The organism is Tautonia plasticadhaerens (assembly GCF_007752535.1).
Lineage (GTDB): Bacteria > Planctomycetota > Planctomycetia > Isosphaerales > Isosphaeraceae > Tautonia > Tautonia plasticadhaerens.
In genome coordinates this window covers 3,571,614-3,596,069 of sequence record NZ_CP036426.1, presented here as the reverse complement: position 1 = coordinate 3,596,069, position 24,456 = coordinate 3,571,614, and the positions used below count along the sequence as shown (strand labels likewise).

Annotated in this window: 23 protein-coding genes; 13 read left to right on the top strand and 10 right to left on the bottom strand. The window is 72.1% G+C overall.

Going from position 1 to position 24,456, the window contains the following annotated elements:
* Positions 1-158: 158 nt before the first annotated feature.
* The 3 genes from ElP_RS14330 to ElP_RS14320 form a co-directional block, all read right to left on the bottom strand.
* Positions 159-509, bottom strand: coding sequence for a hypothetical protein (locus ElP_RS14330; protein ID WP_145270366.1), 351 nt, complete (start codon positions 507-509; stop codon positions 159-161).
* A gap of 246 nt (positions 510-755) precedes the next feature.
* Positions 756-1,394: a protoglobin family protein gene (locus tag ElP_RS14325; RefSeq protein WP_145270364.1), complete on the bottom strand. Its 639-nt coding sequence runs from the start codon at positions 1,392-1,394 to the stop codon at positions 756-758.
* 72 nt (positions 1,395-1,466) lie between these two features.
* Positions 1,467-1,997: a hypothetical protein gene (locus tag ElP_RS14320; protein WP_145270362.1), complete on the bottom strand. Its 531-nt coding sequence runs from the start codon at positions 1,995-1,997 to the stop codon at positions 1,467-1,469.
* Positions 1,998-2,150: 153 nt separating this feature from the next.
* Here ElP_RS14320 and ElP_RS14315 point away from each other — a divergent pair, with 153 nt between their 5' ends.
* From ElP_RS14315 to ElP_RS14305, 3 genes are all read left to right on the top strand, one after another.
* Positions 2,151-2,618: an RrF2 family transcriptional regulator gene (locus ElP_RS14315; protein WP_145270360.1), complete on the top strand. Its 468-nt coding sequence runs from the start codon at positions 2,151-2,153 to the stop codon at positions 2,616-2,618.
* A gap of 150 nt (positions 2,619-2,768) precedes the next feature.
* Positions 2,769-3,536: a 3-keto-disaccharide hydrolase gene (locus ElP_RS14310; protein ID WP_145270358.1), complete on the top strand. Its 768-nt coding sequence runs from the start codon at positions 2,769-2,771 to the stop codon at positions 3,534-3,536.
* A gap of 74 nt (positions 3,537-3,610) precedes the next feature.
* Complete coding sequence (locus ElP_RS14305) at positions 3,611-4,057, top strand: hypothetical protein (RefSeq protein WP_145270356.1); 447 nt, start codon at positions 3,611-3,613, stop codon at positions 4,055-4,057.
* A 49-nt stretch (positions 4,058-4,106) separates the two neighbouring features.
* On the opposite strand, the gene ElP_RS14300 is transcribed toward ElP_RS14305, so the two are convergent.
* From ElP_RS14300 to ElP_RS14290, 3 genes are all read right to left on the bottom strand, one after another.
* Entirely contained in the window at positions 4,107-4,475 is a 369-nt protein-coding gene (locus tag ElP_RS14300; RefSeq protein WP_145270354.1) for a hypothetical protein, read from the bottom strand.
* A 3-nt stretch (positions 4,476-4,478) separates the two neighbouring features.
* Positions 4,479-4,796 (bottom strand): DUF433 domain-containing protein, encoded by a 318-nt coding sequence (locus tag ElP_RS14295; RefSeq protein WP_197446984.1) that lies wholly within the window; start codon positions 4,794-4,796, stop codon positions 4,479-4,481.
* 342 nt (positions 4,797-5,138) lie between these two features.
* The gene (locus ElP_RS14290; RefSeq protein ID WP_145270351.1) at positions 5,139-5,858 is read right to left on the bottom strand and encodes a Crp/Fnr family transcriptional regulator; all 720 of its coding nucleotides are present in this window, start codon (positions 5,856-5,858) and stop codon (positions 5,139-5,141) included.
* A gap of 418 nt (positions 5,859-6,276) precedes the next feature.
* Here ElP_RS14290 and ElP_RS14285 point away from each other — a divergent pair, with 418 nt between their 5' ends.
* The 4 genes from ElP_RS14285 (at position 6,277) to ElP_RS14270 (ending at position 11,033) form a co-directional block, all read left to right on the top strand.
* On the top strand, positions 6,277-8,259 hold the full coding sequence (locus tag ElP_RS14285; RefSeq protein WP_145270349.1) for a hybrid sensor histidine kinase/response regulator: 1,983 nt from the start codon (positions 6,277-6,279) through the stop codon (positions 8,257-8,259).
* A gap of 278 nt (positions 8,260-8,537) precedes the next feature.
* Positions 8,538-8,834 carry a hypothetical protein gene (locus ElP_RS14280; protein WP_145270347.1) on the top strand — a complete coding sequence of 99 codons (297 nt, stop codon included), beginning with the start codon at positions 8,538-8,540 and terminating at the stop codon, positions 8,832-8,834.
* 430 nt (positions 8,835-9,264) lie between these two features.
* Positions 9,265-10,629 carry a Gfo/Idh/MocA family oxidoreductase gene (locus tag ElP_RS14275; protein ID WP_145270345.1) on the top strand — a complete coding sequence of 455 codons (1,365 nt, stop codon included), beginning with the start codon at positions 9,265-9,267 and terminating at the stop codon, positions 10,627-10,629.
* Positions 10,630-10,652: 23 nt separating this feature from the next.
* The gene (locus tag ElP_RS14270) at positions 10,653-11,033 is read left to right on the top strand and encodes a hypothetical protein (protein ID WP_145270343.1); all 381 of its coding nucleotides are present in this window, start codon (positions 10,653-10,655) and stop codon (positions 11,031-11,033) included.
* 103 nt (positions 11,034-11,136) lie between these two features.
* Here ElP_RS14270 and ElP_RS14265 read toward each other — a convergent pair whose 3' ends face one another.
* Entirely contained in the window at positions 11,137-12,348 is a 1,212-nt protein-coding gene (locus tag ElP_RS14265; RefSeq protein ID WP_145270341.1) for a DUF7453 family protein, read from the bottom strand.
* Between the two features lie 365 nt (positions 12,349-12,713).
* On the opposite strand from ElP_RS14265, the gene ElP_RS14260 reads away from it, so the two are divergent.
* The 6 genes from ElP_RS14260 (at position 12,714) to ElP_RS14235 (ending at position 19,634) form a co-directional block, all read left to right on the top strand.
* Complete coding sequence (locus ElP_RS14260) at positions 12,714-13,889, top strand: ABC transporter permease (protein WP_231749712.1); 1,176 nt, start codon at positions 12,714-12,716, stop codon at positions 13,887-13,889.
* A 113-nt stretch (positions 13,890-14,002) separates the two neighbouring features.
* The gene (locus tag ElP_RS14255; protein ID WP_231749711.1) at positions 14,003-14,767 is read left to right on the top strand and encodes an SIMPL domain-containing protein; all 765 of its coding nucleotides are present in this window, start codon (positions 14,003-14,005) and stop codon (positions 14,765-14,767) included.
* 347 nt (positions 14,768-15,114) lie between these two features.
* The gene (locus ElP_RS14250; RefSeq protein ID WP_231749709.1) at positions 15,115-16,671 is read left to right on the top strand and encodes an oligosaccharide flippase family protein; all 1,557 of its coding nucleotides are present in this window, start codon (positions 15,115-15,117) and stop codon (positions 16,669-16,671) included.
* A 121-nt stretch (positions 16,672-16,792) separates the two neighbouring features.
* A complete protein-coding gene (locus tag ElP_RS14245; protein WP_145270338.1) occupies positions 16,793-17,377 on the top strand; it encodes a thioredoxin family protein in 585 nt (194 codons plus the stop codon).
* Positions 17,378-17,501: 124 nt separating this feature from the next.
* Positions 17,502-18,188, top strand: coding sequence for a hypothetical protein (locus ElP_RS38075; RefSeq protein ID WP_197446983.1), 687 nt, complete (start codon positions 17,502-17,504; stop codon positions 18,186-18,188).
* A 66-nt stretch (positions 18,189-18,254) separates the two neighbouring features.
* Positions 18,255-19,634, top strand: a complete 1,380-nt coding sequence (locus ElP_RS14235; RefSeq protein WP_145270336.1) for a sulfatase — start codon at positions 18,255-18,257, stop codon at positions 19,632-19,634.
* Between the two features lie 81 nt (positions 19,635-19,715).
* On the opposite strand, the gene ElP_RS14230 is transcribed toward ElP_RS14235, so the two are convergent.
* From ElP_RS14230 to ElP_RS14220, 3 genes are all read right to left on the bottom strand, one after another.
* Positions 19,716-22,007: a mechanosensitive ion channel domain-containing protein gene (locus ElP_RS14230; protein WP_145270334.1), complete on the bottom strand. Its 2,292-nt coding sequence runs from the start codon at positions 22,005-22,007 to the stop codon at positions 19,716-19,718.
* Between the two features lie 355 nt (positions 22,008-22,362).
* Positions 22,363-23,769: a purple acid phosphatase family protein gene (locus ElP_RS14225; RefSeq protein ID WP_231749707.1), complete on the bottom strand. Its 1,407-nt coding sequence runs from the start codon at positions 23,767-23,769 to the stop codon at positions 22,363-22,365.
* A 93-nt stretch (positions 23,770-23,862) separates the two neighbouring features.
* Positions 23,863-24,228, bottom strand: coding sequence for an STAS domain-containing protein (locus tag ElP_RS14220; protein WP_145270332.1), 366 nt, complete (start codon positions 24,226-24,228; stop codon positions 23,863-23,865).
* Between the last annotated feature and the right edge of the window lie 228 nt (positions 24,229-24,456).

The following is a 24,456-nucleotide window of genomic DNA, read 5'->3' as shown; positions in this document are numbered from 1 at the left end:
GGGAGGCTCGTCGAGGAATCCCCCCTCGGCGATCGCCGATCGGAGGCGTGAGGGGGGGCGATCGGTCGGGCCGGCTCGGGCGCGGCCCCCGTCATTCTCCCAGGATCCCGGCCGATCGGCACCGCCGATCTCGGGGCCCCTGCCCCGAGCGAGGGGGCTCAACACTCCCGGGAAGCGGAGGAATCGGCCAGGACGTCTTCGAGGAGGGCGATGCCCCGGGTGAGTTCCTCCCTGAGGGGGCCCGAGGGGCTGAGCTCCTGGGCGGCCTCGATCAGGCGATGGGCGGTGACCAGGGCGACCCGGAGCCGCTGGACGTCGTCGCTGAGCAGGGCGGCCTGGTTCATGGCCCGGAAGGCGGCGTTGCGCTGGTCGTGGACGTCCCGCTCGGCCCGGACGATCCGGCTCACCAGCTCGGCGGCCGCGACGTTCAGGGTGGCGATGACCTCCTGCGTCCGCTGCGGGGCGACGGGCTCGGGCCCGATGGAGGCGGAGGGCTCGGGATGGCTCATCGCACAGACCTGGTTAGAAGGGTTCGGGCCCGGGACCAACGACCCGTCGCGTCGGGGAGATCCCGGCAGGGACCTCTCGGGGGCGACTCCCCGCCCTTCTACTTAAACCTTCGCCGATGAGAATGCAACCGGGGGCCGCCCGGCCTTCCGACCCGGCCGGGCGGCCCCCGCCCGATGCGGCGTCCCCGGAGCCCCGGCGGATCGGCCGGGGGTGGGGGAGCCCCGTCGTCGTCGCCCCGGGGGCGATCAGTTGGTCATCGCGACGACCCGGCCCCGGCCCTCGGCCCGGGGGGATTCGGGGCCCGGGGGGTCGGCCTGGTAGTGCCGGGTGATCAGGTCGTTCTGGATCCAGAGCAGCTTGTTGAAGGCCCGGAGCGTGGCGACCTCGGCCTCCCGGTCGAGCCCCAGGTCGAGGATCGTCGCCGTCAAGGCGTCGGAGACGAAGCCCATCAGGGCGTTCATCTGCACCAGGGGCACGTCCAGCTCGGGGTTGCCGGCGCGGGGGGTGTGCATCTTGCCGACGAAATCGAGGTAGCCGACCATCCGGGCGTCGTACGGCTGGGTGACGAGCCTGGAGAGGTACATGGCCAGGTGCTGCTTCCGGAACCGGATCATGGGATGGTCGACCCCGAGCGACCCCATGTCCCGCGGCAGCTCCCCGTCGTAGCCGTGCTGGCGGCGGAGGAAATGCCGCTTGGTCGCGTCGAGGGAGAAGAGCTTCTCGTAGACCGCGTCGACCAACCCCCGGACCCTCGTGGCCAGCGCCGCGGCCGAGGCGTGGATCGCCCGGACGTCGGCCTCGCCGAAGCCGATGAACCCGGCCAGGTAGGAGAAACGATAGCCCAGGTCCAGCTCCAGCCTCGACTCGTCGATGTGGGAACTCATGATGATGCTCCTCGTCGCATGTCCGGGCCGGATCGGCCCGGGTCCGGGGGGGGCGGGTCGGGTCGGGTCGGGTCAGCGGATCGGCAGTTCGTAGCGGATGAAGCCGAGGAGATCCCCCTCCTCGACGCCGTGGCAGGAGGCGCAGCGGCGGTGGACGGCGGGCACGACGGTCGCCGCCAGCAGGCGACGGTCGGGGCCCTCCCCGGCGACCTCCTCGACGTAGGACTCGCCGCGCCGCATGGCCTCGGCGGCCCGCCTCTCGAAGTCGGTCTCGGGGCTGGTCTGCTCGCCGAGCGGGGCCTGGGAGGCGTCGACCAGGCGGGCCGAGTGGTGGCCCAGCTCGTCCATCGCCCCGAAGACGTCCTTGGCGACCATGATCGCCGGCTGGCCGCGCTGGTAGCGCTCGGTGATCGAGACGACCGCCGTCTTGTACAGGGCGTCGAGCATCTTCACCTCGGCCCGGGCCCGGTCGAGCGCCGGGTCGTCACCCTCCCCGCCTTCGTCGGCCGAGGTGGGTCGGGCGACCATCGTCGTCAGCAGGGCCGCCGAGGCCAGCAGGCCGCCGATCCAGGCCAGCAGGGTCGGGCGTCGGGTCGTCGTCATCGGGTCCGCTCCTCGTGCAGCTTCGGATTCGGGAGAGAAATCCAAATCGGACAGATGAGTCCGATATCGTCGCCCCACTGTACCGGTGGCTATAATGGAGTTCAAGGTCTGATATCGGGAAACGCGCCGAAGGCAGGGTTGGGGGCTCGACCCATGTTCTCGCAGACGGTGGAGTATGCGTTGAGGGCGGTGGCGCACCTGGCGGACCGGTCGCCGGAGGCGAGGACGACGGGGCAGATCGCCCGGGCGACGAAGGTGCCGGCGCCGTACCTGTCGAAGGTCTTGCAGGGGCTCAAGCGGGCGGGGATCGTGAGGTCGCAGCGGGGGGTGGGCGGGGGGATCGCGCTGGTGAAGCGGCCGGAGGAGCTGACGGTGCTGGAGGTGGTCAACGCGGTGGACCCGATCTGCCGGATCACGACCTGCCCGTTGGGGCTGGCCTCGCACGGGGAGCGGCTCTGCCCGCTGCACCGGAGGCTGGACGACGCGCTGGCCGGGGTCGAGGACGCCTTCCGGCGGACGACGATGGCCGAGGTGCTGGCCGAGCCGACCGAGAGCGTCCCGCTCTGCGACTTCCCGGCGGGGCGGGGCGGGGCCCCGGCCCGGGAGCCGGCCCCGGCCTGACCCGATCGGCCCCGAGACCGGCCGGGAGCCCCGGGGCCGGGCCAGCCGGTTGCAATCGGGCCGAGGGGCCCCGTACCATCGGGGGATCGGCGGACGAGGAGCCCGTCCCGCCCGCCCCCCCTCGCCACGTCCCCGAGCGAGCCCCGAGTCATGCGACGAGCCCGAGTGATCGCCGCCGCGGCGCTGTCCACCGCCCTGATCGCCCCGGTGGCCGCCCCCCCGGCCCGGGCCGGGACGGACGCGAAGGCGGATGAAGGCGGCTGGATCACGCTGTTCGGCCCCGGGGCCGGGCTGGAGGCGTTCCGGGAGCCCCACGGCGACTGGCGGGTCGTCGGCTCCTCGAGGCTCGACCCCGAGGACCCCAGGCACCTGGCCTCGGAGCCGGGCTCGGGCGTGATGATCAACGACCCGCCGGGGAGGACCCGGAACCTGGACACGGTGGAGGAGTTCGGCGACGTCGAGGTCGAGATCGAGTACATGCTGCCGGAGGGCTCCAACGCCGGGGTGAAGTTCGTCGGGTTGTATGAGATCCAGATGTACGACAGCTTCGGCGAGGAGATCGACGCCACCGGCAACGGCGGCGTCTACCCCCGGGCCGAACTCCTGCCGCGCTACCACCACATCGACGAGGGGTTCCCGCCGATGGTGAACGCCTCCAAGGCCCCCGGCGAGTGGCAGGTGCTGCGGGCGACCTTCCGGGCCCCCCGGTTCGACGACTCGGGCGAGAAGGTGGCGAACGCCCGGGTCGAGCGGGCCGAGCTGAACGGCCGGCTCATCCACGAGGACCTGGAGGTCCCCTACCCCACCGGGCACGCCTGGCGGACCAAGGCCGAGCGGGCGACCGGTCCGCTCTTCCTGCAGGCCGACCACGGCCCGGTGGCCTTCCGATCCGTCCGGGTCCGGCCGCTGGACCGCTGAGCCCGGGTCGGGCGTCGGGGGGCGTCGTCGGTCCCCCGATCGGCCCGGCCGTCTCCCAGCCCGGGAGGTCCGCCATGGAGCGTTACGCCCTCCGCCTCGTCCATCCCGACATCCCCGCCCCCGCCGGCCTCCGCGTCCTGGCGGTCCGGGACGGGTCGGGCGAGGGGGGCCCGGACGGCCTCGCCCACGAGACGATGCCGGTCGTCGCGATCCAGTCGCAGGTGGTCCACCACTACACCAGCGACGACCCGCGCCCCGTCCACCCCGACCCGACCCTGATGGAACGCCTCGGCTGGCACTACAGGCACCAGGAGTGCCGCCACGCCCCCATCTGCATCACGTCCTCCGGCCGGGTCGAGGCGCTGGACCCCGACGACCCCTGCTGGATCCTCCTGCCCCCCGACACCCCCGACGACCGCGTCGAGCTGCTCGCCCGCCGCCTCAAGGACGAGGAAGGCATCCGCCGCACCCTGGAGCATCGGATCGAGGACATCGAGCAGGACCACGTCGAGGGGGACTGAGCGGCCGGGACGGGGGCCGCGACTCGCCCCGGGGCGGGGCCTCGGCCGATCAGGGGATAGAGACGACCTGGTCGCGAGAGTCGACCGGGTCGCCGGCATGGGCGACCAGGACCAGCGCATCGAGCACGCCTCGGAGCGAGGCGTTCGGCCGGATCAAGAAGATGCCCGGGGAGTTTTTTCCGACGGCCAGCCGGTCGGCGAGGTGCACGGGCAAGGTTTCCTGGTCGAGGCTGACCAGGATCCGGCCCTCTCGTTCGCACCATTCCAGCAGGATCTCATCCGAACAGCCCAGGGGAAGGTCGGGCGGCTCGCCGACGCGAGTGGCGTCGATCGGCAGTCCGCCCGAGGCGTTGTGGCGGAGGATCGCCCGCCAGAGGGGGCCACGCACGTTCTCGTCCAGCACGAACCGGATCTTCATCTGTCAATCCGATGCCGGATTGGCCGACCGCTCGACGAGCCGGGCCCGGAGGGCGGCGAGGTCCAGGCGTCCTCGGGAGGCTCTGGCGGCCTCGAGCCGATCCTGGACGCGGGCCGACTCGTCGTCGAGCACGCCTTGGTGCTCCCAGTAATAGCCGAGGGCCTTGTGGATCAGGGCCATCGGCAGGGTGGGAAACTGCTCGCGGAGCATCTCCGCGGAATAGCCCTCCCGGTAGAACACGAGCAGGTGAGACAGGCTGATCCGATGGCCGGCAAGTCGGACCTCTCCGTCTTGCTCGTGCAGGAATTCGGGCAGTTGCATCGTCATGCTCCCGAAATCAGGGGCGCCTTGCCCTCGCTCAACCACGTAGATCATCCTATCCCGAGGATGGCCGGGCCGGGAAGTCGGCCGAGGTCCGCCCCGATGCGTGGATTCCAACCACGCCGGCCGCCGGCCGCCGGCGGCCGAAGGCACAGGAGGCCCCCGGGAAGACCACCCCTGGTCATCGGCGACGGATGGCCGATCAAGAGCCTCTCGCGGCTTCGCCGCCCGGACACCGCGGACGGTGTCCAGGCCACCCGCGGATCAGGGGGATGATCCCCGGCAATCCCGGCGGCCCGCCCTCGACGACGGGGCGGGCCGCGGGGGTCCCCGGGCCGGGCGTCAACGCGGGTCGCCGAGGAGGCGGTCGTACTCGTCCCGCACGACGGCGTAGCACTCGCACGAGCGGTCCTCCATGGCCTCCACGTCGAGGATGGTGATGCGGCCCCGGTGCGACTTGACCAGCCCCGCCTCCTGGAGCGGCCGGAGGGCCTCGGTGACGCTCGCCCGCCGGGCACCCAGCATCATCGCCAGGAACTCATGCGACAGCCTCAGGTCGTCCGAGCCGACGCGGTCGCGGGTCATCAGCAGCCACCGGCAGCACCGCTGCTCCAGCCGATGCAGGCCGTTGCAGGCCACCGACTGCGACACCTGGACCATGAAGGCGATGCGGTAGGCCGAGAGGAGGTCCTTGAGCGGGCCGTCCCTGGCCGACTCCTCGTGCAAGGCCCGCGACGCGATGCGGTCGGCCCCGTCCGCGACCTGGACGACCACGCGGTGGGGCGAGGTCTTGCCGCCGAAGCCGTCGTGGCCGACCAGCCCCTCGTTGCCGATGGTCGCCACCTCGATGGCGTTGCCGTCCCGCATGACGGTCAGGGCCGAGAGGGCGGCCCCGCTCGGGAAATAGGCGTAGTCGATGGGCCCGCGGGGCTCGTAGAGGACCTGGTCGACCTTGAGCGTGACGGGCTGGAGGAGGGGGAGCAGGCGGCGGTATTCGTCCCGGGGGAGGCGGGCCAGGAGGCGGTTTCGCGGCCCATCCGCGGGGGTCGGTGGCTTCGACATCGGTCAGTCCTGCCGGTTCGTCCCTCGGGAGAGGGCCACCGATGGCACGGGCCCGACGCCGAGGCGGCCAGCCGATGTCGAAAAGGTGACTGTTCCCATAAAGGAATATGATTTCAAATGGCGGCCACGCCCGCCACGCGACGGGCAACCGGCCCGTCGCGTGGCGGGCGTGGCCGAAGTCCGGGATTTTTCATGATACGGGAAAAAAACCCTGCGGTCTGTACGGTTCCTAGCTGAACGGGATGTCGTCGACCGTGACGATGGGTTGTCTCGCGACCCCACGCATCGCGTGGGGGCCCGCCCGGCGACACGCCGCCGTCGCCGGCAAGCCCTGCGGTACAGAGGAGGTCGGGTGGCGGCATGGCCGTGGGCCGGCGAGCGTCCTGCCGCTCGAAAGCCCCTCATCGGAGCGTGGTGAATGCTGGAAGTCGATGGCGTGCCCGTCGCCCGCCGCCCGGTCGTGATCCTCAACCCGCTCGGACTGCACCTCAGGCCCGCGGACCTGTTCGTCGGCACGGCCCGGCGGTTCGAGGCCGAGGTCCGGGTCCATCTCGACGGCCGGGCGGTCGACGGCAAGAGCATCCTGGACCTGGCGACGCTCGCCGCGGGGTGCGGCACCCGCCTGGAGCTGGAGGCCCGCGGGCCCGACGCCGAGGCGGCCCTCGCGGCGTTGGCCGAGCTGGTCGCGGCCCGATTCCACGACGGCGACGGGGCCGCGTGTCCCGCCGCCGGGATGACGCCGCCCCGGGCCCGACCGCCCCGGGACCTCGTCGCCCTGGTCGCGCGCATCCTCTCCGAACGCGACGCGGATCCGCTCATGAGGGCGGCGGCGGAAGGGGCCAGGGACCTCATCGGCGCCCGCGGGGCCGCGATGAGCGTGGGGGGAAACCCGAGGCACAACCGGCTCATCGTCGTCGCCTCCACCGCCGAAGATCCGCCCCGCGACTGGGGCCCCCTGGACGGGGACGGCCTGCTGCCCTTCGCGACCCTCGACGCGACGGACCGGCCCGCGCGCCTCACCAGGGCCGAGCTGGACGCCGACCCGAGGTCCCGCCCCTCCCGCCTGGTCGGGGAAGGCCGCCCGACCCCCAACGGCTGGCTCGTCGTCCCGCTCGTCGACCGGGACGGCAAGGGCATCGGGCTGCTCCAGCTCTGGGACAAGGTCGAGGGCGAGTTCACCGAGGACGACGAGGCCGTCCTCGTGCAGCTCGCGCGGCTCGCGGCCGTCGCCATCGCGAACGCGAGGGCCGACCAGGAGCTCCGCGGCGAGGCCGAACGCAAGGACGAGTTCCTCGCCATGCTCTCCCACGAGCTGCGGAACCCGCTGGCGGCCATCGGCAACGCGGTCCGGCTGGCCGAGAGGTCCGACGCCGGGGAGGACCTCGCCTGGTCGCTGGGGGTCATCTCGCGGCAGCAGCGGCACCTGTCGCGGCTCATCGACGACCTGCTGGACGTCTCCCGCATCGCCCGCGGCAAGATCCGGCTGCGACGCGACACGCTGGAGGTGACGCCCATCCTGGAGAGTGCCGCCGCCACGGTCGCGGCCCTCGTCGAGGAGCGGAACCACACGCTGGAGCTCGACCTCGACCGGGGGACGCTCTGGGCGAAGGTGGACCCGACCCGCCTGGAGCAGGTGGTGGTGAACCTGCTGACCAACGCGGCCAAGTACAGCGAGGACGGGGGGCACATCCGGCTCTCGGGCCGCGTCGAGGCGGGCCAGCTCGTCGTCCGCGTGAAGGACGGGGGCTTCGGCATCCCTCCCGAGCAGCTCTCCGAGCTGTTCGAGCTCTTCGCCCAGGGGGACAACTCGCCGGGCCGCTCGGAGGGGGGCCTCGGGGTCGGGCTGGCGGTGGTGAAGCGGCTCGTCGAGCTGCACGGCGGCACGATCGACGCGGCGAGCGAAGGGCCGGGCCGGGGCAGCGAATTCGTCGTGCGGTTGCCGGCGGCGACGGGGCCCGTCGAGGTGCGGCCCCCGTCGGCGGGCCCGTCGAGGGCGGCCCACCCGGGGGCCAGGGTCCTCGTCGTCGATGACAACGCGGACGCCGCCCGGTCGCTGGAGAGGCTCCTGAGGCTCGCCGGTCACGACGTGACGGTGGCCCACGACGGGGACGAGGCCCTCGGGGCGGCGAGGGAGACCCGGCCCGAGTTCGTCCTGCTGGACATCGGGCTGCCCGGCATGGACGGCCACGAGGTCGCCTCCCGGCTCCGGCGGGAGGGGTGTTGTGAGGGGGCGATCCTCGTCGCCGTCTCCGGCTACGGCCAGGACGAGGACCGCCGCCGGTCGCGGGAGGTGGGCATCGACCACCACCTGGTCAAGCCGCTCGACCATGACGCCTTGCTCGCGCTGATCTCGGCCGGGGCGGGCGGCGACCGGTCGGCGTCGGGGCCGGGAGGGGACTGAATTTCGTGCCTCCCGGCCGGGCGTCGGGGGGCCGGAGTGGCCGCGGATGGGGGACGACCATGCATCGGCATCGGGCGGTGATGTGGTGGACGCGAGCGGAATGGGAGCGGCTGCCGGCCGGCCGTCGGCCCCCGGACGCCCTCCCCTTCGGGGACGGCTGGGTCCGGCTGGTGGAGGTGCCCATTACGGCCCCCCGGGGACGACGGCCGGACGGCCGGCATCCGCGTCGGCCGGTCCCCACGGGGGGCCCGGCCGACCCGGCTCTCGTGAGAAACGCCATGGAAACGAAGCAGACGCAGAGGATCCTTGCCGTCGGCGACGACGGGCGGGAGTTCGTCATCCTGGAGTACAGCTCCTACGAGGAGCCGGATGCGGTCGACGGGGCGGGCCGGGCCCCGAGCGTGCTCACCTACCAGACGGAAGAATGCATCCCGGTGAACCGCCTGGGGGAGGACCTCTATGAAGTCCTGACCGACCCGGAGCCGACCCTCGCGCGCCCCCGAGTCGACGCCGGGACCCCGGCTCGTTGCTCGAACGACGCCGTACCAACGTCGAGGAGGGGACCCCTCGTCTAGGGAGCGGGTTGGTGCGATCGGGGGCGGTTTTGCCGGCCCGGCATGCCTGGGTTCGCGATCCGGGGGCGGGATGCGCCGTCCCGGCAGGCGGACGCCGAACGAGGTCGGTCCCATCCCCCGCCCCGCCCCGACCCGCCCCAAGCGTGCCCCCCGGCCCGGGCCGGGGGGTGGTCCGCGAGCCGTCGGGCTTCATGGTATCGACACCGATTCCGGCGCGTTAGCATGGAGGATGGCCCGGGGCGTTCGGCGAGAGGCCGGGCGCGGCCGGGGGAAGGAGGTCGGGAGGGGTCCCGGCCTGGCCTGGTGCCCGAGAACTCCCCGCCTTTGCACCGATCGCCGATGGCGGCCCGCCCCGCTCCGGGCCCCCGAGACGGCGATCGGCCGGGGCGGATCCCATCCAATCCAATCGATCCGGAAGAGGAGCCCCCCGATGACGCCTTCCAACGCGCAAGGGTCGTCCCGACGGTCGTTCATGAAGCAGGCCGGCGCCGTCTCGGCCGCCTCGGCCCTGGCCGGCGTGTACGTGCCCCCGGTGCACGCGGGGGAGCAGAACACGATCAAGGTGGCGCTGGTCGGCTGCGGGGGCCGGGGCACCGGCGCGGCGGCCAATGCCCTCTCCGTCGAGAACGGGCCGATCAAGCTGGTGGCCATGGCCGACGTCTTCCAGGACAAGATGGACGGCAGCGTCACGTACCTGGAGGAGAAGTTCTCCAGCCAGATGGACGTGCCCGAGGAGCGCCGGTTCATCGGCTTCGACGGCTACCGGGAGGCGATCGACTGCCTCGACCCCGGCGACGTGGTCATCTTCACCACGCCGCCGGCCTTCCGGTGGCCGATGTTCCAGTACGCGATCGAGAAGGGGATCAACACCTTCATGGAGAAGCCGGTCACGGTCGACGGCCCGACCACCCGGCGGATGATCGAGCTGGGGGAGCGGGCGAAGGAGAAGAACCTGAAGGTGGGCGTCGGCCTGATGTGCCGCCACTGCGACGCCCGCAAGGAGCTGCACCAGCGGATCAAGGACGGCGAGATCGGCGACCTGCACACCCTGCGCTCCTACCGGCAGGTCGGCGGCGGCGGGCTGATCGGCCCGAACGACGGCGACATGAGCGAGCTGCTCTACCAGATCCGCAACTTCCACGGCTTCATGTGGGCCAGCGGCGGCGTGATCATGGACTACATGATCCACAACATCGACGAATCCTGCTGGATGAAGGACGCCTGGCCGGTCACCGCCCAGGCCCAGGGCGCCCGCCTCTACCGCGGGGACAAGGTCGACCAGAACTTCGACAACTACTCGATCGAGTACACCTTCGACGACGGCACCAAGCTGTTCGTCTACACCCGGAACGTCCCCCGGTGCCACCAGGAGTTCGCCAGCTACGCCCACGGCACGAAGGGCTCGGCGGTGATCTCGACCAGCAGCCACACCCCGGCCAAGTGCCGGATCTACCCCGACCAGCGGATCGACCAGGGCGAGCCGACCTGGGCCTTCCCCCAGCCCGAGCCGAACCCGTACCAGCTGGAGTGGGACCACCTCATCTCCGCCATCCGCAACGACGAGCCCTGGAACGAGGTCAGGCGGGGCGCCGAGGCGTCCCTCGTCACCGCGATGGGCCGGATGGCCGCCCACACCGGCCGGGTCGTCACCTTCGACGAAATGCTCAATCATGAGCACGAGTTCGCCCCCGAGGTCGACTCGTTCACCATGGACTCCCCCGCCCCGCTGCAACTGCTCGCCAGCGGCATCTACCCGCAGCCCGAGCCGGGCCGCCTCCGGGACCGAGAGTTCTGATCTCTCGCAGTTGGCAATGGCCGATGATCCCCGACCGACCGACGCCCGATGCCGGATCCTCGATCGGATCCGGCATCGGGCGTTTTCTCGCGCCAGAGTGGCCCGGACGACAAGGAGATCCGCCGGCGGCGTCTGCGGCGGGAGCACCGGGCGGAGCGGCGGCGGTTCTACGAGACGGCGTTCGGCCGGGCGTTGTCTCGGGGCGGCGGGGCAAGACGGTCGAGCCGTTCTCCGGGCGGTTCCCGGCGCTGTTCGTGTTGGACGAGCACGTCTGGCACGCCGGCCTGGGGAACAACTTCACTCAGGTGCTTGCCGCATTGCTCCTGTACCAGATCCTGCCGACCTACGACAGGATCAAGGGCCATGATGACGCCGGGGTCAATTGGATACTTGATCTGCTCTGAATTGTCGGACGCCTTCACCGCTCGAGGTGTCCGGGCCACCCGGCGACGGCGCCGACATCTGCGCCCGGGATGACCCCTGGCACACCGGCATGACGTCGGGGGATTACCGTTGGCGTCGATGTTGGGCGACGGCGAATGCTGCCGGACCGAATAGTCCGACTACCATCAGTGCGAAGCTGGACGGCTCGGGGATCAGAATCGAATTCACCGGGACCGGGTCGAAATTGCCTCGGACGACCGCATCGCGGCCATCAGCCAGAAAGGCGATGAATGCGATGGTGCCATCGTCGGCGAGGCCGAACTGGCTGAATTGGAGGGCAGTGACGGTCGAGCCGAACAGTTCGTCACCCGAGATGATGAGCTTGTAAGCGATCCCATCGCTGACGGTGAAGATGCCGTGTCTGCCGTCATCGAGGATGGACTCGAAGACGATCGTGCCAAAATTGTTGATCGCGGTAGGGCCGAAGCCGTCGAAAGGTCCGTCGGACTCGACGAGCGTCGTGAGCGTCCCCCCGCTTCCGAAATAGATTCCCTGGCCGAAGTCGCCGGCGGCGTTTCGCTGGGCGGTGAACGCGACCGTGCCGGAGTCGTTGATCGTAGGGTAGCCGAATCCCCCGAAGGGGCCGTCGGTGTCAGCGATCGTGGTGATCGCGCCGCCGCTGCCCGAGTAGATACCTAGGCCTTCGTCGTCGCGGTTGCCGTTGAAGGCGACGGTGCCGGAGGCGTTGATCGCAATGCGGTTGTAGTCCTCGAAGGGGCCGTCGGAGTCGGTGATCGTCGTCAGCGGCCCCCCGCTACCGGTGTAGATCCCCAAGACACCATCATCGCGGAAGCCCACGAAGGCGACGGTGCCGGAGGCGTTGATCGCAGGAGTGTCTATAAAAAATTGAAAGGGCCCGTCGGAGTCGGCGATCGTCGTGAGCGCCCCCCCGCTGCCGGTGTAGACGCCCCGACCGCCGTCGTCTCGGAGGGCCGCGAAGGCGACGGTGCCGGAGGCGTTGATCACAGGGCTAAATAGCGCTTTGAAGGGCCCGTCGGAGTCGGCGATCGTCGTGAGCGTCCCCCCGCTGCCGGCGTAGACGCCCCGGTCACTAAACGGGAAGCCGGTGTTTCGGAAGGCCGCGAAGGCGACGGTGCCGGAGGCGTTGATCGAAGCATGGGAGAAACTGATCAAGGGCCCGTCGGAGTCGGCGATGAGTGTAATCTCGGCGGCTGAGGAGGCTGGTGGATCGGCCAGAGCCAAGGGCAAAGCCGCGGTCATGAGGACGGACAGCTTACGCAGAACCATCGATCGTTCCTCCACGTTGCGCGTCATGGCGCCTCGGGCGATCGGTACACCCTACGTCCGCGAGGCGATCTCGGGTAAGCGACCCGGTCCCCTCGGGGCCGGAATGCAAAGGTCCTGATCGCAAGGAGAGGACACCCTGGGGCAGGGCCGCCTCGACCCCGCACGGTCGCCCCTCGCGAGCGACATCGCTAACGAGTTCCTTATTGGCAGTCCTCCGCGATATTGTCAACCAGTCGGGCCGATAGCCCGTCGGCCGGCCGATCCGGAGGACGAACGCCCCGGCTTCCGGGGGATGGGACGAGCCGGGCCGGGGCGGTGGCGACGGCCGGGGGCCTGATTTAGAATGTGGCCCTTCGCGGGGGGCGATCCGACCCGTTCTCGGAGGGGTGCCGGTGGCGATCGAGGGGCAACCGAAGGTGGAGGCGGCCGTCGGCCGGCCGTCGAGGATCCGGGGGACCCTGGGATGGGCCTGGACGCTGCTCGCGCCGTTCCTGGGCCTCGTGCTGATCGTCCTGCTCTTCGCCTGGCTGACGAGGGACTCCGGCGCCTTCATGACCGCCTACAACTGGCGGACGATCGCCGTGCAGTCGGTGATCGTCGGCACGGCGGCGCTGGGCATGACCCTGATCATGATCGTCGGCGGCATCGACCTGTCGGTCGGCTCGATGGTCGCCCTGGTGACGGTGGCCTCGGCGTCGATGGTCGGCGGCTTCGAGCTACCGGTGCCCGCCCTGCCCTCGGCGCTGGGGGGAGACCTGCCCCGGAGGGTGCTGGGGGAGTCGATCGCCGTGCCGGCGGTGCCGCTGCCGGCGGCGATGGTGGGCGGGGTGCTGCTGGGGGGGATCTGCGGGCTGGTCAACGGCGGGCTGATCACCCGGCTGGGGGTCGTGCCGTTCATCGTCACCCTGGGGACGATGAAGGTGTTCCGGGGGCTGGCGAAGTGGTCGGCCGGCAGCACGTCGGTCTACATCGACGAGGGGGAGAAGGCCCCCTGGTTCAAGGGCCTGCTGGCCACCGACGCCGCCCCGCCCGCCGGGGTCGAGCAGGCGCTCGGGGCGCTCCCGGGCCCCCTGGGGGCGGCGGCCCGGGAATTCGCCCGCCTGGCGCCGGGGGTCTGGATCTTGCTGGCCCTGAGCGTGCTGACGGCCCTGGTCTTGCGGTACGGCCTGCTCGGCCGCCACGCCTACGCCGTCGGCTCGAACGAGGCGACGGCCCGGCTCTGCGGCCTGGACGTCCCGGGGATCAAGCTGGCGGTCTTCGGGATCGCCGGGCTCCTGACCGGCCTGGCCGGGGTGATGCAGTTCACCTACCTCGGCGGCACCGGGGACCCGACCACGGCCGAGGGGCTGGAGCTGCAGGTGATCGCCGCGGTGGTCATCGGCGGCGGCAGCCTCTCGGGGGGGGAGGGGAAGGTGCTCGGCACCCTGATCGGGGTGCTGATCATGTCGGTGCTCAACAACGGCAGCGTCCACGCGGGCCTGCCCAACCCGACCCAGGACGTCATCATCGGCGTCATCATCATCGCCGCGGTCACGCTGGACCGGATCCGGCACCGGGGCGAGGGCTGATCGGCCGGCCGGCCGGGATCGGGGAGGAATCGGGCCCGGCCGTGTCGCCGGGGGCGGGCCGATTCCGATCGGATCCGGTCCGGTCGACTCATTCCCAGGGAGGAACGGTTACGATGCACTCGGAGACGACGATCCCGGCGATGGCGATGGCCTTCGCCCTGCTCGGCATGACCCTGGCCGCCTCGGCCCAGGAGGACGGGATGAGCGACCGCAGGACCCTGTCGGTCTCCGGCCAGGGGAAGATCTCGGCGGCCCCGGACGTGGCCGACATCAACGTCGGCGTCGTGGCCGAGGCCCAGACCGCCCGCGAGGCCCTCTCCCAGGGCAACCAGGCGATGGCCTCGCTCACCGAGCAGCTCAAGGGCCGGGGGGTGGCCGCCAAGGACGTCCAGACGACCAACGTCAACCTCAGCCCCCGGTACGCCCAGCCCCCCCGCCCCCAGCCGGGGCAGGCCCAGCAAGGCCAGGAGGGGTTCACCCCCCGGATCATCGGCTACAGCGTCACCAATTCCGTGCGCGTCACGGTGCGGGACCTGGCGAAGCTGGGGGAACTGCTCGACGCCGTGGTGACCGCCGGGGCCAACCAGATGAACGGCATCGGCTTCCGGGTCGAGCAGTCGGAGAAGCTGCTGGACGAGGCCCGCAAGCGGGCCGTGGCCGACGCCCGCCGCAAGGCCGAGCAGCTCTGCGGAGAGCTCGGCATGGTGCTCGGCGCCCCGATTCAGGTCACGGAGAACAGCGGCTTCGCCCCCCCTCCCCCGCAGCCGATGATGGGCCGGGCCATGATGATGGCCGCCGAGTCGGTCCCCGTCTCCCCGGGGGAGCAGGAGCTGACCGTCTCGGTCGGCGTGCTCTTCGAGATGACCCGGCCGGAGTGAAGTGACCGGCCCGGGGCCCTCGGGGGGCGGGACTCCCCGCGATCCGGTTCAAGTCCGGGGCCCCCGCGGGCCGAACCTTCGATTGACGGTGATCACGGCCCGGTCTAGGATGCCCGGACCGCATCCCGGGGCCCTCCGATCCCTCGACGAGTCGAACCGGGCCCCGCCCCCCCTTGCCGGACGGAGCGAGCCCCGTGTCTCTCGCCTCGGGCCGGACGCCTCCCCCCCCACCCGATGCGATCGGGAGGGAGGACGAGGCGTCCCCGAGGGCTCCTCGGGTCGCGGGCGAACCCGACGGGCGGATCAAGGACGACCGCCGCCCGGCTCCCAGGGAAGTGCGATCGCGCATGCCCAGCACGTCGAGCTCGCCGAGGACCGCCCGACCGCCCCGATCGGCCCCCCGGCCGCCGGCCCCCGATCCGGGGCCCGGGCCGGGACCCGGACCGATCCCGGCCCCCGGCGCCTCCCCCGCCGAGGGGCCTGGGGGATCGGGGTCCTCCCGGCGGATCGCCTGGAACTTCGCCGCCCTGAGCGCGGCGGAGGTCGCCTGCCGGGCCCTCTCGGTCGTCGTCACCCTGGCGCTGGCCCAGCGGCTCGGCCGGGCCGGCTACGGCCGGGTCGAGTTCGCCTTCAACGTGGTCTTCTGGCTGGTCCTGCTCGTCCGGGAAGGCCTGGACGTGATCGCCACCCGGGAGATCGCCCGGCATCCCCGGCTGATCCGGCCGCTGGTCAACCACATCCTCGCCATCCGGGGGTGCCTGGCCGCGGCGCTGCTGACCGGGCTGGTCGTGGTGGGCTCGGTTTGCTTCTCCGAGCCGACCGAGCGGCGGATCCTGGTGCTCTACGGCCTGTTGCTGCTGACCACGGCCATCGGGCTCGACTTCGTCTACCGGGGCCTGGAGCGGATGGGCCTGGTGGCCGTCTCGCTGCTGATCCGGACGGCGATCTACGCGGTCGGGGTCGGCCTCTGGGTGATCGACCCCTCCCGGATCGTCTGGGTGCCGATCTGCCTGGTCGGCGGCGAGCTGGTCGGGATCGCCCTGGTCTGGGCCTGCTACGTCCGGTCCTACGGCCTGCCCCGGCCCACCCTGCGGGCCACCCGGGCCCTACGGACGATCATCCGCAAGGGACGGCCGGTCTACCTGATCCAGATCTCCCAGGCGGTGATCGGCTCGGCCGACCTGCTGGTGGTGGGCGTGTTGAGCCAGTGGGCCGACGTGGGGCTCTACGGGGCCCCGCACCGGATCGTCACCGCGGCCCTGACCTTCGGGATCATCTTCCGGCAGGTCGTCTTCCCGATGCTGGCGAGGACCTGGCGGGGGGCGGCCGCCGAGGGACGCGAGGCGCTCGACGGGATGGTCCGGGTGCTGATGCTCGTCCTGCTGCCGATGGCCGTGGGCGCCACCGTGCTGGCCGAGCCGCTGATCGCCCTGCTGCTGGGCCCCGACTACCGGGGGGCCGGGGTCCTGCTGGCCGTCGGCGCCTGGCGGATCCCGCTGCTGACGCTGGCCTTCCTCTACCAGACGGCGCTGATCGCCCTGAACCGGGAGGCCGCCGGGGTCCGGATGCTGCTGGGGGCGGCGGTCGTGATCGGCCCGCTGACGGCCGCCCTCCGGCTGCAATTCGACCTGGTCGGCGCGTCGGCCTCGGTGGTGGTCGTCGGCCTGCTGCTGACGGCCTGCGGCTACCGTCGGCTGTGGGTCGAGGGCCGGGCCCCGGCCTGGCACCACCACCTGGGGGCCCCGCTGCTCGCCTCGGCGGCGATGGTGCCGGCCTGCCTGCTGCTGGCCCGCTGGCACGTGCTGGCCGCCGTCCTCGGCGGCGCCTCGGCGTACCTCCTGGTGCTGGGCCTGCTGCGGGCCCTGCCGGTCTCGGAGTTCCGCACGCTGCTCCGGCCGGAGTGACCCGCCCGGCGGGGCGAGGGCGACCCCTACCGGGGGGCCCGGCTTTGGTTTACGGTGGGGATGCCCCGATGCGTCGGGCCCGGACGGCCCGACCTCGCCCATCACCGAAGGAGCACGCACCGTGGCCCTGACCCCCTCGACCATGCTCCCCCTGGGCACCGAGGCCCCCGACTTCGCCCTGCCCGACACCGAGGGCAAGACCATCCGACTCGCCGACTTCGGCGACGCACCGGCGCTGGTCGTGGCCTTCATCTGCAACCACTGCCCGTACGTGAAGCACGTCCGGCACGCCTTCCGGGACCTGGCCGAGGAGCTGCAGTCCCGGGGGGCCGCCGTCGTCGGCATCAGCTCCAACGACGTGACCACGCACCCCGACGACTCCCCCGAGAACATGGCCCGGGAGAAGGCCGAGGTCGGCTACACCTTCCCCTACCTCTACGACGAGGACCAGTCGGCCGCGAAGGCGTACAAGGCCGCCTGCACCCCCGACTTCTACGTCTTCGACCGCTCCCGGACGCTCGTCTACAGGGGTCAACTCGACGGCAGCCGGCCCGGCAACGACATCCCCCCCTCCGGCGACGACCTGAGGGCCGCCGTCGACGCCGTCCTCTCGGGCCGGGACGTGTCGGGCGAGCAGAAGCCGAGCCTCGGCTGCAACATCAAGTGGAAGGCCGGCAACGAGCCCGACTCCTTCGCCTCCGCCTGACCCCGTCCCGTCCGATCGCCCGACTGATTGCTCCCCTCTCCCCTGGCCTCTCCCCCGAGGGCAGGGATGAGGGGGCGACCCGGCGAGGCGGACGGGAGTGGGGGGGTGTCTCGGAGGGCGACTGATGACCGAGGCCGAATGGGAGTCGTGCACCATACCGATGAGGATGCTCGAGTTCCTCGGGGAGGGGGCCAGCGATCGGAAGCTGCGGCTGTTCGCCTGCGCCTGCTGCCGTCGCTTCCTCGACCTGCTGCCGGACGATGACGTCCGGTCGGCCCTCGACACGGCCGAGCGGTTCGCCGACGGGATGGCCAGCCTCGCGGAGTTGCAGGAGGCCCGGCGGGTGGCGTACGGGGCATACGTTGAATTCTCGGATACCGATGCCTCCGGGCAATTCCGAGGTTGGGAGTCCGCCTCGCTGGCCGTGGCCGGGGCCTGCTGGACGGAGGCCGAGGGGCGAGACGCGGGGCTGCTCGACGTGGTCGACAACACGTTCGGCCTGGCCCGCAGCGAACGGTGCCGGTCGTTCACCAACCCCCGGATCGAGCGGCGTCGCCAGTGCCGAGACCTCCGCGACCTGTTCGGCAACCCGTTCCGCCCGATCACCTTTGAACCGAACTGGATCACGTCCGAGGCGGCCGGGCTGGCCCTCGCGATCGACCGCGACCGGGCCTTCGACCGCATGCCGATCCTGGGCGATGCCCTCGAGGCCGCGGGCTGCGACCTCGACCCGGTCCTCTCGCACTGCCGCTCGAGACACAATCACATCCGGGGATGCTGGGTCGTCGATTCCATCCTCGGCCGGTCCTGACGAAACGCCGAGGGCCCTCCTCCCGGGGAGGACTCCCGAGTCCTCCAACCGTTCGGAGCCCGCTCCATGACCCACCGGATCCTGACGCTCTGCCTGTTCGCCCTGCTCTGCTCCTCGACGGCGAACGCCCGGGACCGGCCGCCGAACGTGGTGGTCATCCTCATCGACGACCTCGGCTGGACCGACCTGGCCTGCTTCGGCAGCGACCTGTACGAGACGCCGAACCTCGACCGCCTGGCGAGCGAGGGGATGAGATTTACCGACGCCTATGCGGCCTGCACCGTCTGCTCCCCCACCCGGGCCGCGGTGATGACCGGCAAGTACCCCGCCCGGTTGCACCTGACCGACTGGATCCACGGCCACGACCGGCCGAAGGCCAAGCTCCGGCCCCCCGAATGGACGGAGTACCTCCCCCTCGAGGAGGTGACGATGGCCGAGGCCCTGGCGCCGCTCGGGTACGCCTCGGCGAGCGTCGGCAAGTGGCACCTGGGGGACGAGCCCGGCCGGTGGCCGGACCACCACGGGTTCACCGAGAACGTCGCTGGATATGGCAAGGGGTCGCCGCCAAGCTACTTCTCCCCCTACGAGATCCCGACCCTCGACGACGGCCCCGAGGGGGAATCCCTCACCGACCGCCTCGCCGAGGAGGCCGTCCGGTTCATCGAGGCCAACGCCGACCGGCCGTTCCTGCTCTACCTGCCGCACTACGCCGTTCATACGCCCCTCCAGGCGAAAGAAGATCTCGTCGAGCATTACCGGGAGAAGATTACGCCGGGCGTGCGGCATGACAATCCGGTGTACGCGGCGATGGTCCACAGCATGGACGAGGCCGTCGGCCGGGTGGTGGGGGCGATCGACCGCCTCGGGCTGGCCGAACAGACCTTGATCCTCTTCACCTCCGACAACGGGGGCCTGGAGCTGCGGGACGTCACCGACAACCACCCGCTCCGGGAGGGGAAGGGGTCGAGCTACGAGGGGGGCGTCCGGGTGCCGATGATCGCCCGGTGGCCGGGGGTCGTCCCCCCGGGGACGACCTGCGACGAGCCGGTCATCAGCACCGACCTGTTCGCCACCGCCCTGGAGGTCTCCGGCGCCGTCGGGCATGGGGAACTGCCCGACGCCCGGTCGCTGGTCCCCCTGCTCCGGGACCCCGACGCCACGCTCGACCGGGACGCCCTGTACTGGCACTACCCGCACTACCACCCCGGGGGCGCCACCCCCTATTCCGCCATCCGGGCCCGGGACTGGAAGCTCGTCGAGTTCTTCGAGGACGATCGGGTCGAGCTGTACCACCTGGCCGAGGACCTCGGCGAGGCGGACGACCTGGCCTCGGCGATGCCGGAGAAGGCGGAGGAGCTGCGCGGCCGGCTCGCCTCCTGGCGGGAGTCGGTCGGGGCCCAGCCCCCGAGGCCCAACCCGCGGTACGACCCCGACTCGGGGGACTGATCCCGGATCTCGTCGTCGATCGGGCGGAGAGCCGGCCCCCGGGCGGCCGCCCGGGGGTCCGGCTCGGTGGGGAGGCCGGATTCAGCGGGAGAAGCCGTTCCCCGGGCCCGAGCCCGGGCCGTTCCCGCCGTCGAGGCCGCGGTCGGCCTCGACGATGACGTGGCGGAAGCCCTCGTCGTCGGAACGGTGGTAGACGGTCCGGTGCGGGAAGGGGATCTCGATGCCCAGCTCGTCGAACCGCCGCTTCATGCGGCGGAGCAGCTCCCGCTTGACGGCCCACTGCTGCAGGGGGCGGGTCTTGATGAAGAACTTGATCATCACGGCCGAGTCCGAGAAGGCGTCGACGCCGAGCATGGTCGGGTCTTCCAGGATCAACATCCGGAACTTCGGGTCCTTCCTCAGCTCCTTGCCCAGCTCCATGATCACCTCCATCACGTGGTCGGCGTCCTCCTTGTAGGCGACCCCGATGTCGAACAGGGCCCGGGACCAGCCGTGGGTCTGGTTGATCACGGCGTTGATCTGGCCGTTGGGGATGAAGTGCAGGTTCCCCTCCAGGTCCCGCAGCGCCGTCATCCGCAGGGTGATCCGCTCGACCTGGCCGGAGTGGTCGTTGATCTTCACCACGTCGTTGAGCTTGTACTGGTTCTCCAGCAGGATCATGAAGCCGTAGAAGAAGTCCGAGACGAGATTCTGGGCGCCGAAGCTGATGGCCAGGCCGAGCACCGCGGCGCCGCCGAGGATCGGGGCGATGGGGATGCCCGCCTGGTCCAGGGTCATGATCGAGGCGCCGATGACGATGACCGCCGTGGCGGCGTTCTGGAAGACGGTGACCAGCGTCGCGGCCCGGTCCTCGCGCTCGGCCTGCGAGCCCCGGGTGCTCCGGTCGGCGATCCACTTGACCAGGCGTCGGTCGAGGCGGTTGATCACCCAGATCAGCAGGGCGGCGCCGAAGACGATGATCAGGATCCCCGGCCCCCGGGTGAAGGCCCACCGGGAGACGTTCCGGGCGGAGAACGGGTTGCTCGCCACCTTCAGGGTGTCCAGGGCCGACTGCAGCTCCGCCCGGGCCGAGGCCGCCTCCCGGGAGACGGCCTCCCGGGCGTCGAGGATCAGGTCGCGTTCGTCCCTCAGCTGCTCCAGCCGGGCGGTGCGGTCGCGGACCTCGCCGGTGGCCTCCCGGACGGCGTCCTCGGCCTCGTCGATCCGGGCGCGGAGCCGCCTCAGCTCGGCCTGGGGCGTGTCGGCCAGGGACTTGTCCCGGAACTCCGAGGCCAGCAGGTCCCGGGTCTGCCGGGCGTTGTCGTACTTGCGCTGGGAGGTGGCCAGCTGCTCCCGGATGGTGGCGATGTTGCGGTCGATCAGCCCGAGCCGCTCGTCGAGCGACTGCGTCCGCCGCTCGGCCTGCTCGGCGGCGGCGGTCTTGGCCTGGACCTCCTGCTGGGCCTTGACGACCTCCTCGCTCTTGGGCTGCTCCGAGTCCTGGGCCTGGGCCTGGGCCCCGGTGGCGTCGGCCTCCGGGGCCGGCAGCCCGGGGATCCCCGGGCTCGGGGCCGGGGGGGCCGCCGTCGCCCCGCCCGCCGGGGCGGGGGGGGCGGCGGCGGCCTCGGCCTCGGCGGGGATGGGGGCGGGACTTCCCGAGGCCTCCGGGGATGGGGATGCGGGGGCCGCGTCGGCCCCGGGAGGAGGGCCGGGGGTCTCCTCGCCGAGCAGCTCGTGGAGCTGCCGCTCGTCGGCGGCGATGGTCTGCGAGAGGATGTCGACCTGCTCGTTGGCCGCCTTCCGCTCCCGGATCTCCAGCTCGAAGCGGTCCTTGGCCAGGGCCCGGCGGCGGCCCAGCTCGTCGAGCGTCTGCTGCAATTCGGCGGCCCGGCCGCCCTCCCCGGCGTCGAGGGCGGCCTGCAACGCCTCCCGGGCCTCCTCGAACTCGTCGTCGAGCTTGCCGAGCTCGCCCTCGGCCCGGCGATACTCGGACTCGGGGCCGTCGTCGAGCAGGGCCTCCTGCTTCTCCAGCTCCTCGCGGTTGGCCCGGATGATCCGCTCCAGGCGGGAGATCACCTCGGCCTCGTCCATCCCGGCCCCGGCCGGGGCGACCCCGGGGTCGACGGGGGCGGGCTCCGGGGCGTCGGCCGATGGGCCGTCCCCGGCGTCGGCCGGGGGGGCGTCGACGGCCGACGCCGGGGGGTCGTCGGGGGGGGCGACGGGGATCTCGGCCTCGGCCGAGGCGGGGGCCGGTGCGTCCTGGGGGGCCGGGGTGCCGGGCGAGGCGTCGATCGCCCCCGCCTGGTAGAGGACCAGCCCGGTCAGGGCGACGGTCGCCCCGAGGGCGTGGGACGAGCGGTTCGGGCGGTTCGAGGGGCGGTTCGTTCGCGCCATGGCGTCGATTCCTCCGGGGGGGCGTCTCGGGCCGATCCGGATCGGCCCGGGTCGAGGGGCCGGGCCGGCCGGCCGCCTCGGGCGCCCGGCCGATCCGGTCGGTTCGACCGATCTCCTCAATCCTGCTCGGGAGGATCGGCGCAGGCGGCGGATCCCGGGGATCCGCCCGGGTCGCGTCGGGGCCGGGCCCCGGGGCCCGGCCGGGAGGCCGTGGGAGGGGCGTCGACGCCCCGGGGCGGCCGAGGGGCCCGCGCCCGGGGGCCGTCCGGCCCCCGGGCGCGGGCAGCGTCGCTCCAGGAGCAATCGCCGTGCCGGGGGCGTCCGGGGTGGGAGGGGCGTCCGGCCGGCCCGTCGGTCAGTTCGAGGCGCCGGCGGCGGCGGCGTCCTCGGCCGGCTCCTCGGCCCGGAGCCGCTCGGGCTCGTCGGGGATGGCGTCGATCAGCCGGTTGGGGCCGTCGGGCTGCTTGCGGAGGGTGAAGGCGTCGTAGAGCTTCCCGGTGGCGGTCCGGGCCTGGTAGATGAGCACCGGGCCGTCGATGCTGACGACCTGGTAGAGCTGGGTGTCGGCGGCGGCCCTCCTCATCCAGTCCTCCCGGTCGACGTCGTACATCTTCGGCCCGCTGACCGAGACGACGTAGACGGTGCCCGCCTCCCCGGTCCGGGCCCGGGCCCCCTCGGGGAGGTTCTCCTCGGCCGCGATCAGGCCGCTCCGGGCGTAGGTGTGGTCGTGCCCGGTGAGGACGAGGTCGACGGCGTACTCGTCGATGATCGGCTGCCAGAGGGCGCGGAGGTCGGCGTTGTCCCGGCCCCGGGCGGCGGAGTAGATCGGGTGGTGGAAGGTGAGGATCGTCCAGCGGTTGGGGTTGTCGGAGAGCACCCCCCGGAGCCAGTCGGCCTGCTCCTGCTGCTTCTCGTTGGAGTTGAGCGAGACGAACCGGACGCCCTGGAAGTCCAGGGAGTAGGCCGATTCCTCCAGCCCCTCGGGGCCGTTCTCGGGGAAGGCGAACTGGGGGCGCCAGTGCCCGGAGAGGGCCCGGCCGTCGTCCAGGCTCCGGCCGTACTCGTGGTTGCCGGGGGTGGCGATGGTGGGCATCATCGCGTTGACCCAGCCGCCGGCCCGGAACCAGTCCCCCCACTCGGCGTCGGCGTCGGCCCGGTTGATCAGGTCCCCGGCGTGGAGCAGGAACTTCGCCTGGGGGGCGTCGGAGTAGGCCTGGCGGATGACCCGGGACCAGTGGGCCTTCAGGTCGTTCTGGGCGTCGCCGAAGTAGATGAACGAGAACGGGGCCGGCTCGTCCAGCGCGGTCTTGAACCGGATCCACTCGCTCCAGTTCACGCCGTCGCCGACCCGGTAGAGGTAGTCCTCGCCCGGCTCCAGGCCCTCGAAGACGACGGTGTGGCAGTGGACCCGGTTGAGGTCGGTGTCCAGGGCCTCGGTGGTCGCCTCGACCTCCCTCGCCTCGTCGACGAACTCCGGGCCGTCGTCGGCCGGGGCGATCTGGGCGACGGCCCGGGGCACGGTGGCGTCGGTCCGCCAGGTGACGGCCTGGGAGCGGCTGGGGTCGCCGGTCCAGGTCAGGATGATCCGGTCGGGCATGGCCGACGGCGCGTGCTGCTCGCCCGGGGGGACGGCCCGGGGCTCGTGGTCGTGGTCCCCCTCGCCGTCGTGGGCGACGACCGCCGGGCAGGCCCACAGGGCGAGGGCCGTCGCCAGCCACGACGAGGCGAGGCGGCCAGGGAGATGCGATTGGGGCAGGTTCACGGGATGCTCCTCGGGGGGTGGGAGCGTCCATCGTGCAGTCGGCCCGGGGGCGTGTCAACCGCCGTCGGGCCGGCCGGGCGCCCGGCCCGGGGGTCAGGCCGAGACGTGGGCGATCGCCTCCGACTCGTGGTCGAAGAAGGCGCAGACCTGCTCCATGCCGATGATCCGGGCCCCGACCCGGACGTCGGGGTGGACCCGGCAGATCGCCATCTTGCCGTCGTGCTGCTTCAGCAGCCTCCCCAGGTTCAGCAGGGCGCCGAACCCGGTGCTGCTCAGGTACCGGCAGTCGTGCAGGTCGACGACGATCCGGGTCCGGCCGTGCTCCTCGACCAGCCCCCGGAGCTGCGCCCCCAGCGCGACGGCCACGTCGGGGTGCCGGATCTCCCGGGCCGTGACCCGGGCCACGGTGGCGCCGTCGACGTCCTCGGCTTCGAACTGCGGCTCGGCGGGGTCGGACATGGGCGTGTCCCGGGTCGGGGGTGGTTCGGTCGGGGGGAGGGCGACGCGGGGCACGGCATGGCCGTCGCGTCGCGCCTCGACACTCCAATCTATATCCCCCCCGGCCCCCGGGCAACGCCCGCGGCGCCTTGCCCGGGCCCGGGCGTTCTGATAGTCCTGCTCCCGGGGAGGGGCCCGGCGTCGAGCTCGCGCGAGCGGCCCCTCGCGAGGCACGCAAAGCCCGAACCG

Coding starts and splice junctions, on each gene's coding strand:
- ElP_RS14330 (WP_145270366.1), bottom strand. CDS start 509: ATGAGCCATCCCGAGCCCTCCGCCTCCATCGGGCCCGAGCCCGTCGCC.
- ElP_RS14325 (WP_145270364.1), bottom strand. CDS start 1,394: ATGAGTTCCCACATCGACGAGTCGAGGCTGGAGCTGGACCTGGGCTAT.
- ElP_RS14320 (WP_145270362.1), bottom strand. CDS start 1,997: ATGACGACGACCCGACGCCCGACCCTGCTGGCCTGGATCGGCGGCCTG.
- ElP_RS14315 (WP_145270360.1), top strand. CDS start 2,151: ATGTTCTCGCAGACGGTGGAGTATGCGTTGAGGGCGGTGGCGCACCTG.
- ElP_RS14310 (WP_145270358.1), top strand. CDS start 2,769: ATGCGACGAGCCCGAGTGATCGCCGCCGCGGCGCTGTCCACCGCCCTG.
- ElP_RS14305 (WP_145270356.1), top strand. CDS start 3,611: ATGGAGCGTTACGCCCTCCGCCTCGTCCATCCCGACATCCCCGCCCCC.
- ElP_RS14300 (WP_145270354.1), bottom strand. CDS start 4,475: ATGAAGATCCGGTTCGTGCTGGACGAGAACGTGCGTGGCCCCCTCTGG.
- ElP_RS14295 (WP_197446984.1), bottom strand. CDS start 4,796: ATGCAACTGCCCGAATTCCTGCACGAGCAAGACGGAGAGGTCCGACTT.
- ElP_RS14290 (WP_145270351.1), bottom strand. CDS start 5,858: ATGTCGAAGCCACCGACCCCCGCGGATGGGCCGCGAAACCGCCTCCTG.
- ElP_RS14285 (WP_145270349.1), top strand. CDS start 6,277: ATGCTGGAAGTCGATGGCGTGCCCGTCGCCCGCCGCCCGGTCGTGATC.
- ElP_RS14280 (WP_145270347.1), top strand. CDS start 8,538: ATGGAAACGAAGCAGACGCAGAGGATCCTTGCCGTCGGCGACGACGGG.
- ElP_RS14275 (WP_145270345.1), top strand. CDS start 9,265: ATGACGCCTTCCAACGCGCAAGGGTCGTCCCGACGGTCGTTCATGAAG.
- ElP_RS14270 (WP_145270343.1), top strand. CDS start 10,653: ATGATCCCCGACCGACCGACGCCCGATGCCGGATCCTCGATCGGATCC.
- ElP_RS14265 (WP_145270341.1), bottom strand. CDS start 12,348: ATGACGCGCAACGTGGAGGAACGATCGATGGTTCTGCGTAAGCTGTCC.
- ElP_RS14255 (WP_231749711.1), top strand. CDS start 14,003: ATGCACTCGGAGACGACGATCCCGGCGATGGCGATGGCCTTCGCCCTG.
- ElP_RS14250 (WP_231749709.1), top strand. CDS start 15,115: ATGCCCAGCACGTCGAGCTCGCCGAGGACCGCCCGACCGCCCCGATCG.
- ElP_RS38075 (WP_197446983.1), top strand. CDS start 17,502: ATGACCGAGGCCGAATGGGAGTCGTGCACCATACCGATGAGGATGCTC.
- ElP_RS14235 (WP_145270336.1), top strand. CDS start 18,255: ATGACCCACCGGATCCTGACGCTCTGCCTGTTCGCCCTGCTCTGCTCC.
- ElP_RS14230 (WP_145270334.1), bottom strand. CDS start 22,007: ATGGCGCGAACGAACCGCCCCTCGAACCGCCCGAACCGCTCGTCCCAC.
- ElP_RS14220 (WP_145270332.1), bottom strand. CDS start 24,228: ATGTCCGACCCCGCCGAGCCGCAGTTCGAAGCCGAGGACGTCGACGGC.